We start from the raw sequence: 13,645 nt of genomic DNA on the forward strand, positions 1-13,645 counted from the left end.
AAATCAATATAGACGTTAAATATAGAATTAGACATTTAATATAGAATTAGATATTTAATATAAAATTAGTACTTTAAAATGAACTAGAGTCTCCATAGGGGCTCTAGTTTTTTTAGTTTAGTCTATATATAATAAAGCCATATATTCTATTCATTTAGAAGAATAGGGTGCTTAAAGAATCTATATATTAGTTTGAGAGAAAAAGAGTGAATGCATTAGTTTAGAGAGGATGATGGGGATGAAGATTAATAAGGTAGTTCTTCGAAGGATGAGACAGCCCTTGAAACAAGGGTTTCAAACGAGTTTTGCAGACATGCATGATAAGGCCTTTACTGTAGTGGAATTGTATACTGAAGATGGTTATATGACATATAGCGAATGTTCAGCCATAGAACATCCTTGGTATAATGAAGAGACTCGCGATGGCGCCTATGAAATCATTAAACGGTATTTAATACCTGCTTTATTTGATATGAAGTGTATAGAGCATCCAGAAGAATTTTATAATGCCACGCAGTGGATTCGTCGTAATAAAATGGCCCGTGCAGCTATTGACTGTGGGCTTTGGTCCTTATATGCGCAAGAACATGCTATGAGTCTCTCGCGCGCAGTAGGTGGCACGCGGGCTACTGTGGAAGTGGGCGTTAGTTTGGGTATACAAAAGAGTCCTGATGAATTATGCCGTGTCATTGAGGGCTATTTAGAAGCTGGTTATAAGCGAATTAAATGTAAAATTAAGCCTGGTTATGATGTGGACTATATTAAAAAAGTTCGTCACGAGTTTGGCCCTATTATGCTCATGGCGGATGCTAATTCGGCGTATACTTTAGAGGATATAGAGACATTTAAAGCCTTGGATGAATATAAATTACTCATGATTGAGCAGCCTTTGGCCAGTGATGATATTGTGGACCATCGTCATTTACAGCGAGCCATTCAGACGCCTATATGTCTTGATGAATCCATCGATTCCGTAGAGGATGCTAGAAAAGCCATTGAACTAGGCAGTTGTAAAACGATTAATATAAAATTAGCCCGTGTAGGAGGGATTACAGAGGCGAAGAAGATTCATGATCTTTGTGAAGCCCATGGAATTCCTGTATGGAGTGGTGGTATGTTAGATACGGGCATTGCCCGGGCCTATAACTTGGCTATCGCGTCGTTGCCGAATTACTCCTTGCCTCATGATATTCCCGCTTCAGAGCGGTATTGGGCGGTGGATTTGGTGGACAGTGCCGTAAAAGTAGGACCTGATTCATCCCTTGTGGTACCCACAGGCGTAGGTTTAGGTGTTAATGTGGTGAGCGCGCGTTTAGATCAATTCACGGAGAGTATAGAAGAGTTTACCATTTGACTATGTTCAGTTTGATACCAATCTTTGTTATTTGATTTTGCTGAATGTTTGTTGAATGTTTGTTATTTGATGTTAGTTATTTACTATTTTAAGTTTCTTATTTTATAGTTTTTATAAATGTTGCTATAGATTTTGCCTATAGCAGGCTATTGATTTTAGTTCATTGACAGTATACATATGGCAGTGTAGAATAATCCCATCAACTAAACAGGATATCATCAAGAGCAACTGAGGGACTGGCCCAATGAAGTTGCGGCAACCATTCGTAAGAAAAGGTGCCAAGTCCAGCGAATTCTATGATTCGACAGATGATTATGTGTATATAACATCTTCGTTTCAAACGGAGATGTTTTTTTTGAGAAGGAGAGAGAGCCCATGAAATTAAAACGTATATTGTTAATAGCTTTAAGCTTGATTACAGCCCTAGCTGTTCTAGTAGGTTGTGGATCTAATACATCTGAAGGCGGTGCGTCTGGTGAAAAGAAAGAAATTACTGTGGGGGTAACACCAGGGTCTAGCGAAAAAATTATGGAACTTGTGGCTAAAGAAGCAGAAAAACAAGGACTTAAAGTTAATGTAAAAGTATTCTCCGATTACATTACGCCTGACCAAGCATTAGCTTCTGGGGACATTGATGTAAATATGTACCAACATCAGCCATTCCTTAATGCTTTCAATGCGAAGAATGGTACTGATTTAGTTAGTATCGGCAAAACCTATTTGGCACCATTAGCGGCGTATTCTCATAAATATAAGAGCTTAAAGGATATTCCAGAAGGGGCTAGCATAGGGATTCCTAATGATCCTACTAATGAAAGCCGTGCCTTAGTACTTCTTGAAAAAGAAGGTGTTATTAAATTGGACCCTAATAAGGACCCATTGAAAGTAGTACCTCAAGATGTGGTAGAAAATCCTAAGAATGTAAAATTAGTAGAACTTGATGCAGCGCAATTGCCTCGTTCATTAGATGATACAGCAGCTTCTGTAATCAATGCTGGATATGCTATTGATGCAGGCTTAAATAGTGCTCGTGATGGCATTGCGGTTGAGTCGGATACAAGTCCTTATGTAAATATTATTGCCACACGCGCTAAAGACAAGGACGATGCTACGTACCAAAAATTTGTTAAAATTTTCCAATCACAAGAAGTAAAAGATTTTATTAATAAAGAATTTGATCGTGCCATTGTACCTGTATGGTAAGAGTTCAATCGACTTATGTCCGTAAAGGCATAAGTCGATTTTTTATAGAAGGAGGTCATTTCTATGGCAGCAGTACAAGACGTTGGAAGACGCAATTCATCTAATCCCGTTTTTACGATTACAGCGGAACAGGTGGAGCGGTTTAGAAAATTAATTCAATGTGAGACGGTTACGAACTCAGACCCAAGTGAAGTGAATTGGTCTGCCTTTGATGCCTTACATACAGTGTTTAAAGCGCAGTACCCAATGATATATGAGCACTTTCATTTAACGGACATTGGTGAGGCAGGCTTACAATTTTATTACGAAGCGCCAAATCCAACAGCCGCTCCTTTATTGCTTATGAGCCACCAAGACGTAGTGGAACCAGGCGATCTGGCACAATGGGAGGAAGCACCATTTTCGGCGGTTCATAAGGAGGGCCTTATATGGGGGCGTGGCACTACTGATTGTAAACATGTAGTCTTTGCTGAGCTAGAAGCAGTTGAATCCTTGTTATTGTCGGGGTGGAGACCTACCTATGATGTATATATTTCCTTAGGCTATAGTGAGGAAGTGTATCGTATTGATGGTGCCGATGGGGGCCGCTTGTTGGCAGAGAACCTAGAGGCGCAGGGGATTACATTGGGGTGCCTCATAGATGAGGGCGGTCGAATTGAGAAGACGCCTAATGGTCAGTGTGCGGCGTATATCGGATTAGGTGAAAAATCGGCTGTTAATTTTGAACTTCTTTGTCATACTGATGGGGGCCATTCGAGTAAGCCTGGTAAGGGGACGGGACTGGGTCAAATTGCACGGGCTATAGTGGCAATTGAGGAACATCCCTTACCCTATCGGTTGACACCTTTAGTTAAGGCTCATTTACAGGCTAGTGCAGCGCTTCAAGAGGGGGAACGTGCCAAAATATATGCCGATCCTGAAGGGCATTGGGAGGCACTTTGCGAGTTAGCTAGAGGGGACGTGGAATTAGATGCAATGCTTCATACCACCTTTGCTGTTACTATGGCGTCGGGGAGTGCTCAACCTAATGTAATGCCATCTCATGCGACAACGGGGATTAGCTGCCGCATATTACAGGGCGATACAGTAGAAAGCATTATTTCCTATTTAGAACGTATTATTCCAAAGACCGTAAGTGTACGTCATATATCCGGCGTAGACCCTCAGCCTACAGCTACCGTGGAAAGTAAAGAGTATGCTTTACTCGCTAAGACGGTGCAACATATATATGGGGATGACACTTATGTGATTCCCTATTTAATGTTAGGTGCTACGGATTCGCGCTATTATAAGAATGTGGCTCCTAATGCATTTCGGTTCAGTGGCTTCTTCCAAGATGAGCGTTGGGGGAAGGCGCATTGTGTGAATGAACGAATTCCTGTTGATGCGTTAGGTTCTGGCATTCAATATTTTAAAGAAATACTCAAAGCTTATGGTGAGACGATAGGTTTTTAGCCCTCTGTGGCTAAATCATGGATGTGCGTAATATGAGGCGAAATGATGGATGTTTTGCCTATGAAGTTAAGTCATGGATGGGGCGAATTTGGTGTGAAATGATAGCGTTTAACATATAAGAATATATTATAAAAGAAAAAAGCCAAGTGATAGTCGTTGAAAAACGTGCTGTCTTTGGCTTTTTTTCATGGTCGAAACCTACATGAGTTGATATGTAAAATTGGTATGATAAAAATGTAAAGTTTTAGTTGAAAATTTTATTAAAGTATGAAAAAATGTATTTGTAATGTATTTTCTTAAATAGTTTATTAAAGTGAGGAGCTAAGTGTTATGTCAGAATTGAGATGGAATCCTTTGCTTGGCACATGGACGATGGTAGCGTCAAACCGCAAGCACCGCCCTAATATGCCAAAAGATTGGTGTCCTTTCTGCCCAGGGGAAGGCAAGCATGTGCCAGATGATTTTACAGTTTTCAGCTATGACAACGATTTTCCAGCTTTGACTCAAAATCCTGAACCGCCAACGGTAGATAGTACAGGATTTTATAAAAGTGCAGAAAACTATGGGAAATGTGAAGTTATTTTATACTCCCCACGACATAATGTGAAGTTTTATGAATTATCGGTGCATCATTTAGTAGAGCTACTCAATTTAATTGCCGAACGATGCACAGAATTAAGTAAAGATAAAAAGATTAAGTATGTCTATCCTTTTGAAAACAAAGGGGAAGCTGTGGGGGTGACAATGCCTCATCCACATGGACAGATTTATGGCTATTCGTATGTGCCTCAAAAGCTAGAAGTTGAGCTCATGAACTCTAAGAAACATTATGAGGAAGAAGGGCGTTGCCTAATTTGTCATATTAACGAGACTGAGCTACGGGCAAAGAATCGCGTGGTATACGAAAACGATAGCTTTATGGCGTATATTCCGTTCTTTACAGATTATCCATATGGTGTATTTGTAGCACCAAAGCGTCATTTAGGGTATTTATCTGAATGTACGGCGCACGAACGGGCGGATTTAGCGCGACTTCTTAAAGTGCTAACACAGGCATTTGATGAGTTATTTCATATGCCATTCCCTTATATGATGGTATATCACCAACGACCTGTAAATAGTCCTGAATATGAAGATTCAAAAGACTATTATCATTTCCATATCGAATTTTACCCACCATTTAGGGATGCTAACAAGATTAAGTACTATGCATCGTCTGAAATGGGCGCTTGGGCGGCTGCTAATACAAGTGCCGTAGAAGAAACAGCACCAGTATTGCGCAAGCTAATTAAAGATATATTGGCCCGTGATTAGGATAAACAACGTGATTAGGAGCAACAATAGATTGTTTGGTGACGTATTGATATGAATTAGGCAGTATAGGAAGGATTTTAGATTGATGGATAATAGAATAAAAGAGGCTGGGTTGACTAAAGAGCTATTGAAGGACCGCTTTGCCAAGGTATTTGGCATAACAGAGGATCCGATTCAATACTTTTTTGCCCCTGGTCGGGTAAATATTATTGGAGAACACCAAGACTATAATGGTGGGCATGTATTTCCAGCGGCTTTAACGATGGGGACTTGGGGCGCCATTCGTGTGAATAGGAAAGCGTCTTCAGATAAAAGAACCATTCGCTTATATTCAGCTAATATGAATGGTGTACCAGAAACAGAAACTCAGTCATATAGCTTGGCTGAGACGAATGGTGAAGGGTTTAACTTTACTTATCATGACGAGGCTGGTTGGACTAATTACCCCTTTGGTGTTATTGATTATTTTGAAAAGCAAGGCTATACGATTCCGTCCTTAGATATATACTATGAAGGCAATTTGCCAGAAGGCGCAGGTTTATCTTCATCAGCTTGTATTTTAGATTTAACTGTATATATGTTGATGGCGGTACTGCATATTTCTGTGGATCGAACTAAGCTTGCTGAAATTGCCAAAGATGTGGAGTATGATTTTGTAGGTGTAAAAGTAGGCATCATGGATCAATTTGCCATTAGTCATGGTAAAAAGGGGCATGGTGTATTCCTCGATTGTACGAATATGACCTTTGAACATGTACCTGTTGATTTTGGTGACTATCAATTGGTAATTATGAATACGAATCATCAGCGCAGCCTGGTAGACTCTGTATTTAATGTGCGTAAAGCAGAATGTGATGCGGCTCTTGAGGACATTAGAAAGCATCATGAATTAGTGGGGCTTAGTTTGGGCTCGGTAGCTGATTTAGAGTTTGTTGAAGATGAAGTCAATCGTCGCCGTGCTAAGCATGCCATTACAGAAAACTTGCGCGTTGTAGAGTTTATGAAAGCCTTGCGTACTAAGGACATGGATAAAATTAAAGAGATTATTACCGCATCCCATGAATCGCTTCGCTATGATTATGAAGTGAGTGGTCCCCAATTAGATCGAATTGTACAAATTGCGCGCGCTCAAGAAGGTTGTTTAGCCTCTCGCATGACCGGTGCGGGCTTTGGTGGTTGTGCTATTGCCATTGTAGAGAAAGAAAAGCTTGAATCCTTTATGCAGGCTGTGTGTGACACTTATGAAGCCGCTGAAAACGTACGTCCAGATATGTACATGGCTGATTTAGGTGATGGAGTATGTGAGTTATAAAGTAGGAGGTGAGAGAATGCAGTCAAAGCAAGCCGCTAGTAATGATGAGATTATTTTGAATTATATTAGACGACATGGCTCAGTATCAAAAGCAATTATTGCACGTAATACAGGTATTACGCCACCAACTGTTACTAATATTTGTACTGTACTCGCTCAAAAAGGTTTGATTTATGAAGATCGTCAGGAGCGAAGTGCTTTAGGGCGACCATCTATGTTGTTGAAATTTAATGAGCAAAAGGAAATGATGCTCATTGTTCACGTACGAACTCATAAAATCGTTTTTTATGTAGTCCAAGCAGGCGGCATTATTCTCAATAAAGTAGAACATTCCATTATTGGCTCAACTATTGATGAAATTATGAACCAAATGTACAAGGGGATGGAAGAAATCTTAGAGGATATCCGCTGGAGCATTGCTGTAATTGGCCTAATTTTACGTGGTCCAGTAGATTCTCAAAAAGGTATTTCCATTTATTCCCCTAATGCAAAATGGAATAATATTCCGTTTAAATACATTATGGAAGAGCGTTTTCATTTGCCTACATATGTGGAAAATGATGTGCGTTGCTTAGCTAATGGGGAATATCATTTCGGGAGCGGCAAAGGTATTGATAATTTACTAGTTTTAAAATTCAGTTATGGTCTTGGCGTGTCCTTAGTATATAAAGGCAATATTTATCGTGGTTTTAATGATTGTGCTGGTGAAGTGGGCTATACAGTCATTGATATGGACGATTCTGACACAGATGGTGATGTGGTGTTCACGCGTTTAGAATCTGTTGCATCGGAAACAGCGATTCGAGAATATGTATTAGGGGAAATTAAAAAGGGCCGTCACTCCATGGTGGCTGACAATCAGGACATTTTAGCTGATGCCTTTAGAGTGGAACCTATTTATGAAGCCGCTGTTGAAGGGGATCCTATCTGTTTAGAAGCACTCAATCGAGTGGGTAAATACTTGGGCGTTACACTAGCTAATTTATACAATATTATTAATCCACAACGCATTGTGATTAGCTCGGTTATGGGGAATGCAGTGGGGACGATGGACCCAATTTTACGCAAAGTCTTGGAGCAAAACTTGAGACGCATACAATCAGTTGACCTTGTGTACTCTGGTAGTGGCAGTTATTATACCTTGTTAGGTATGGTGGATATTGTAAGCTCTCGAAGAGCCAGTGAAGTATGGCTTAATGAAAGATAAACGTATGATGTAGTGCAAGATAAACGTATGATGTAGTGCAAGATAAGACGTATGGCTTAGTGCAGGATAAGAAATATGGCTTAATGAAAGATACAGTGCAGTTTTATTTAATCGTAGGACCTATTATTTAGGTAGATACGCTATGAGAATATAGCGAATTAATAGAATCTACATTTTCTTTTCAAAGGAGGAGTTTCTCGTGAAAAAGTCATGGAAAGCAGCGTTATTAGCTACCTTAGCGGTAGCCACATTGGTGGTGAGTGGATGCGGCTCAAGCAGCAGCTCTGGTGGTGACCTTCCACAAGTAGGCGTGGCCATTTACAAATTTGACGACACCTTTATGAGTGGTGTACGAGCTCGTATCGAAGCTGATGCTAAAGATAAAGCTAAGGTAGATATTGTAGACAGTCAAAACTCTCAACCAACACAAAATGAAAAGATTGATCTTTTCTTAAACAAAAAGTACAAAGCGATTGGTGTTAACATTGTAGACCGTCCAGCTGCTGGCGTTATTATTGACAAAGCAAAAGCGGCTAATGTACCAGTTGTATTCATGAACCGTGAACCATTAAAAGATGATATGGCTAAATGGGACAAAGTGTTCTATGTAGGTGCTAAGGCAGAACAAAGCGGCGAAATGCAAGGTAAAATCTTAGCTGATTATTTCAAAGCACATCCAGAAGCATATCGCAGCAAAGATAATGTACTTCACTATGTATTGATCAAAGGTGAACCAGGGCACCAAGATGCAGAACTTCGCACAAAATATGTAATTGAATCCCTTAAAAAAGAGGGTATTCAAGTTGAAGAGTTAGCACAAGATACAGCTATGTGGGACCGTGTAAAAGGTCAGGAAAAAATGGCTGCTTTCTTAGCTAGCTATGGCGATAAAATTGATGCAGTAATCGCTAATAATGATGACATGGCCTTAGGCGCTATCGAAGCACTTAAAGCAGCTGGTTACTTCCAAAATGGCAAATATATGCCAGTAGTAGGTGTTGACGCTACAGCACCAGCAGTACAAGCACTTAAAGATGGTACTTTATTAGGTACAGTATTAAATAACTCTAAAAAACAAGGGGATGCTGTATTTAACTTAATGTTAGTACTATCTAAAGGCGAAACTCCAACAAAAGAAAATGTAGGCTTTGATATTGTAGACAATCAATATATTTGGGTTCCTTATGAAATCGTAACTAAGGACAATGCAGATAAAATTTTAGGCGATAAATAATCGTAAGCTTTAAGGGCTCGTAATATGTATGACTCGTAACAATAGATTCTTTAGAATTGCTAGTTTTAAAGTCTCTAGATTTAGGACTTCTAGTTTTAAAATCTTTAACGCTGTAGCATACATATTACATTAGGTAGTCAGGAGGTGGCACGTATGCCATCTCCTAGACTTACCAGTTGGTAGGAGGGCAACATGAGTGAATATATTTTAGAGATGCAACACATTACTAAAACCTTTCCCGGCGTAAAAGCGCTTAATGATGTATCTCTACAGCTCCGTCCTGGCTCCGTACATGCGCTCATGGGCGAAAATGGAGCAGGTAAATCGACCTTAATGAAATGCCTATTTGGTATTTATAAGCAAGATGAGGGGCAGATTATATTAAATGGTGAACCAGTATCTATTACGGATTCTAAGAAGGCCTTAGATTTAGGGATTTCTATGATTCACCAAGAGTTATATCCTGTATTACAACGAAGTGTTATGGAAAATCTTTGGTTAGGCAGATTTCCAGTAAAAAAATGGGGTCCTATTAAATTAGTAGACCATGACAAGATGAAGGCCGATACACTGGCTTTATTTAAAGAGATTGACGTAGATATTGACCCAGAAGAATTGGCGGGACATTTATCAGTATCAAAATTGCAGAGTATAGAAATTGCTAAGGCTGTTTCTCACAACTCTCGTATTATTGTAATGGACGAACCTACGTCTTCACTGACAAGTGATGAAGTTGAGCATTTATTTAAAATTATTGAAGGCTTGAAGGCAAAAGGGGTTGCCATTGTTTATATTTCTCATAAAATGGAAGAAATCCTCCGCATTTCCGATGAAGTAACGATTATGCGTGATGGTAATTATATAGGAACTTGGCCAGCTAGCGAATTAACTACAGATCTTATTATTAAGCGCATGGTGGGCCGTGAAATGACGCAGTTATTCCCAGAGAAAACTAATGAACCTGGGGAGGAAGTACTTCGGGTGGAAGGGATTACCTCCATTCGAGAGAATTCCTTTAAAGATGTAAGTTTCTCTCTTAGAAAAGGGGAAGTTCTTGGTATCGGTGGGCTCGTAGGGGCACAGCGTACTGAGGTTATTGAAGCGTTGTTTGGGCTGAGACATTTATCGGCAGGTAAAATATTTTTACATGACCAAGAAGTTAAGATTAAAAGTCCGCGAGATGCTAAAAAACATCACATTGCCTTACTCACTGAAGAGCGGCGGGCAACGGGGATTTTTCCGATGTTAAATATTGTGGATAATAATACGATAGCATCTATGCAAAAATACCGTGGCAAAACAGGCTTGTTAAATGATAAATTGCGTGAGCTTGATACGGAAGAAGGCGTAGCCTCTCTTCGCATAAAAACTCCAGACACCAAAACACGGATTCAATCCCTGTCCGGTGGGAATCAGCAAAAAGTGCTAATTTCTAGATGGCTAAATACAGCGCCAGACATCTTGTTATTAGATGAACCGACGCGCGGTATTGACGTAGGGGCAAAGTATGAAATTTATACAATTATTAATCGCCTTGCCTCTCAGGGAAAGAGCGTGATTATGATTTCTTCAGAAATGTCAGAATTACTCGGCATGAGTGACCGTATTATGGTTATGAGTAATGGCATTATGGAAGGTATACTGGACGCTAAAGAAGCAACAGAAGAAAAAATAATGGAGCTTGCTACGGCAGGCTTAGTGTAGGAGGAGTTAGATATGAGTAGAAATCGCCTTAGTCAGTTTATGACGCAAAATGCTATTTATATCGTGCTAGTTGTGCTAGTGGCAGCAATATCTATTTATAACACTAATTTTTTATCATTAACTAGTTTTCGCGATATTTTAATTCAGTCATCACCACGTGTTATTATTACCTTGGGATCCGCTATGATTTTAATTACCGCCGGCTGTGACTTGTCAGCTGGTCGTGTAGTAGGTCTTACCGCCGTTGTTTCGGCTTCTTTGTCTCAGATGCCGACTTATCCGCATCCTTTCTTTGAAACGGCGCCTGATTTACCAGTTTTATTACCTATTATTATTGCTATTGCGGTAGGTGCTTCAGTAGGCTTAATTTCAGGACTTATTGTGGCCTATTTAAAGATTGTGCCATTTATTGCAACCTTAGGTACGATGGTTATTACCTATGGTATTTGTTCCTTGTATTTTGATATGCCGCCAAATAATTCGCAACCAGTTGGTGGTTTGCGCCCTGAATTTACTGTGTTCGGGTCCGGTGCTCTTGACCTTGGATTCATGAGTATTCCTTACATAGTAATTATTGCAGCGATTATTTCTTTAGTTATGTACATCGTGTACAATAAAACTGTATTGGGTAAGAACATGTTTGCCATTGGTGGCAATCCACAAGCCGCTGTTGTATCAGGTATCAATGTGGCTACTACATTAATTTGTATTTATGTAATTGCTGGTGCTCTTTATGGTTTAGGCGGCGTACTTGAAGCAGCGCGTACTGGTGGTGCTACTAATAACTATGGTAATATGTATGAATTAGATGCCATCGCGGCAGCCGTAGTGGGTGGCGTATCTGTTACGGGTGGTATCGGTACTGTGCCTGGCATTATTGCAGGGGTACTTATTTTTACAGTTATTAACTATGGTTTAACCTTCGTTGGTATGGGACCTTATTGGCAGCTCATTATTAAAGGTTTAATCATTGTAATTGCTGTAGCTGTAGACGTACGTAAGTATTTAGCACGCAAGTAATGCATAAGCAGTTAATTAGTGGATAGTAAATACAATTGTAAGAGTCTAAATACTATATAGTAGGTAAAATAGTATTTTGTAGGGTAAAATTGTATTTAGTAAGTAAAATCGTATTGAGTAAGTAAGATAGTATATAGTGAGTAAAATCGTATATAGTAAATAAAATAAACAGCTGAGGCCTGCGAATCGTCTAGACACATGGATTACATGGTTTAAGACTTCGAAGATAAGCCTCAGCTTTTATATTGCCAGTCAGATATTTATAAATTATAGTTTTTATAGTATTATATATATGAGTATAAATAATAAATAAAGCGTAATAATAAAAGGAACAACATACAAGGAACAATATATAAGAGATAATATAGACGGAATAATATAAAAAGGACGATAGATGAAACAAATATATAAGCTAGGAAGAACCGGGCTTATTCTAGGTGTAATAGCCATAGTGGGATTATTGCTTGTAATTGTGCTGACGAATATGAAGAGTTTGGCGCAAAATGGTGTGCAATGGAGTGTTCAACTTCATCGATATATGGGGTATGAGTTTTCGCCTCACCATGTGCGACAGTTAGTTACCGAGGATATGGCTCATTCAAGAGTGATTATGTGGGATACGCAGGATTTGGTAGTCAACTCATCATTGGAGCTAAGAAAAGTCGGTGACGAGGCGGCGAGTATAAGGCGTTACGCGGCCATTTCAGAATGTTCTACTCATGATAATAAAACACAATATTTATATAAAGTAGTATTACATGATTTAGAGCCTAACACATCCTACCAATATAGAGTGGGAGAAGGCTTATATGTATCGGAGTGGTATCCCTTGCAAACGGGACCTGGACAGGATGTACAGTTTTTAGTATTTCCCGACTCACGGTCGCACAACTATACGACCTGGCGCAATGTAGCACAGGGGGCGTATAAGCAATTTCCAAAGGCCGATTTCTTTGTGAATTTAGGCAATCTTGTGGATAATGGCGAAGCCCATGATCAATGGATGGCTTGGTTTGATGGGGCGGGGCCATTGCTAAAATCTATCCCCTTAGCGCCTATGACGGGTTCACAATAGTATGTTAGTTTAGATGCCCATAAGCAGGCAGCACATATGTTTAATCATTTATTTGCTTGGCCGAATCAGCAAAGCGATATTGTAAGAGCGCCATTTTACTCTTTTGATTATGGTGACATTCATTTTGTTGTACTGGATACACAGTTTGAAGCATTACCAACGACCCAGCAAAGCCTTGTTAAAGAAGGACAAGCGCAATGGCTTAAAGAGGATTTACATAGTACGAAGAAAAAGTGGAAAGTCGTATTTATGCATCATGACAGCTTGGCATATACCAGTGAAGCACTAGGCCAGGTCAGTGAAAACTTTAGTAATGTGGGGCGCTTATTTATGCCGATTTTTGAAGAAGGACAAGTCGATTTAGTTTTATCAGGTCATTTAGAAACGTATAGACGGCGTGGCCATATTAAAGAATTTAAGCGCAGTGAAACGGGACCTTATTATATAGTCAGTGGTAAAGCGGGTGATTGGCAAGGGGAAGACTCTTGGGGACCTCATAGACTGGATGAATATGTTCTTACTAATAATAAGGAGCCCAATTATTTGGTAGTTACAGAACAGGGGAACACACTTCTCATTAGTGCTTATTTTATGAATGGCACTCAATTTGATGCGGTTCGGTTAAATAAAACGTCAAATGCCAATCAGTAAGCTACGAAATAGCATGGCAGAAACCGGTAGGGGATACATTGGTGAAATCCAAAACGATGAGATAGGAACGCATAAATAGTGAATTAGTAGCCCATGGATATGACATAGTATACCTA

Annotated in this window: 11 protein-coding genes and 1 riboswitch; all 11 genes read left to right on the forward strand. The window is 39.6% G+C overall.

Annotation, left to right across the window (positions count from 1 at the left end):
- Nucleotides 1-268 precede the first annotated feature (268 nt).
- The 11 genes from menC to Q0376_RS00745 all read left to right on the forward strand — a co-directional run bounded on the left by menC (nucleotide 269) and on the right by Q0376_RS00745 (nucleotide 13,529).
- Nucleotides 269-1,354 carry an o-succinylbenzoate synthase gene (menC, locus tag Q0376_RS00695; protein WP_298703086.1) on the forward strand — a complete coding sequence of 362 codons (1,086 nt, stop codon included), beginning with the start codon at nucleotides 269-271 and terminating at the stop codon, nucleotides 1,352-1,354.
- 212 nt (nucleotides 1,355-1,566) lie between these two features.
- A riboswitch (SAM riboswitch) is annotated at nucleotides 1,567-1,669 on the forward strand.
- 60 nt (nucleotides 1,670-1,729) lie between these two features.
- Nucleotides 1,730-2,557 carry a MetQ/NlpA family ABC transporter substrate-binding protein gene (locus Q0376_RS00700; protein WP_298703058.1) on the forward strand — a complete coding sequence of 276 codons (828 nt, stop codon included), beginning with the start codon at nucleotides 1,730-1,732 and terminating at the stop codon, nucleotides 2,555-2,557.
- 63 nt (nucleotides 2,558-2,620) lie between these two features.
- Entirely contained in the window at nucleotides 2,621-4,012 is a 1,392-nt protein-coding gene (locus Q0376_RS00705) for a M20/M25/M40 family metallo-hydrolase (protein ID WP_298703059.1), read from the forward strand.
- 330 nt (nucleotides 4,013-4,342) lie between these two features.
- A complete protein-coding gene (galT, locus tag Q0376_RS00710) occupies nucleotides 4,343-5,326 on the forward strand; it encodes a galactose-1-phosphate uridylyltransferase (RefSeq protein ID WP_298703060.1) in 984 nt (327 codons plus the stop codon).
- Nucleotides 5,327-5,411: 85 nt separating this feature from the next.
- Nucleotides 5,412-6,638, forward strand: coding sequence for a galactokinase (locus tag Q0376_RS00715; protein WP_298703061.1), 1,227 nt, complete (start codon nucleotides 5,412-5,414; stop codon nucleotides 6,636-6,638).
- Between the two features lie 16 nt (nucleotides 6,639-6,654).
- The gene (locus tag Q0376_RS00720; protein WP_298703062.1) at nucleotides 6,655-7,845 is read left to right on the forward strand and encodes an ROK family transcriptional regulator; all 1,191 of its coding nucleotides are present in this window, start codon (nucleotides 6,655-6,657) and stop codon (nucleotides 7,843-7,845) included.
- 199 nt (nucleotides 7,846-8,044) lie between these two features.
- Nucleotides 8,045-9,079, forward strand: a complete 1,035-nt coding sequence (locus Q0376_RS00725) for a galactose ABC transporter substrate-binding protein (protein ID WP_298703063.1) — start codon at nucleotides 8,045-8,047, stop codon at nucleotides 9,077-9,079.
- Between the two features lie 192 nt (nucleotides 9,080-9,271).
- Nucleotides 9,272-10,783 carry a sugar ABC transporter ATP-binding protein gene (locus Q0376_RS00730; protein ID WP_298703064.1) on the forward strand — a complete coding sequence of 504 codons (1,512 nt, stop codon included), beginning with the start codon at nucleotides 9,272-9,274 and terminating at the stop codon, nucleotides 10,781-10,783.
- Nucleotides 10,784-10,795: 12 nt separating this feature from the next.
- The gene (mglC, locus tag Q0376_RS00735; RefSeq protein WP_298703065.1) at nucleotides 10,796-11,803 is read left to right on the forward strand and encodes a galactose/methyl galactoside ABC transporter permease MglC; all 1,008 of its coding nucleotides are present in this window, start codon (nucleotides 10,796-10,798) and stop codon (nucleotides 11,801-11,803) included.
- A 394-nt stretch (nucleotides 11,804-12,197) separates the two neighbouring features.
- Nucleotides 12,198-12,878, forward strand: a complete 681-nt coding sequence (locus Q0376_RS00740) for a fibronectin type III domain-containing protein (protein ID WP_298703066.1) — start codon at nucleotides 12,198-12,200, stop codon at nucleotides 12,876-12,878.
- 36 nt (nucleotides 12,879-12,914) lie between these two features.
- The gene (locus Q0376_RS00745) at nucleotides 12,915-13,529 is read left to right on the forward strand and encodes a metallophosphoesterase (protein WP_298703067.1); all 615 of its coding nucleotides are present in this window, start codon (nucleotides 12,915-12,917) and stop codon (nucleotides 13,527-13,529) included.
- Nucleotides 13,530-13,645: the final 116 nt, after the last annotated feature.

The sequence above is a fragment of the uncultured Veillonella sp. genome, assembly GCF_937981445.1.
Classification (GTDB): Bacteria; Bacillota; Negativicutes; order Veillonellales; family Veillonellaceae; genus Veillonella_A.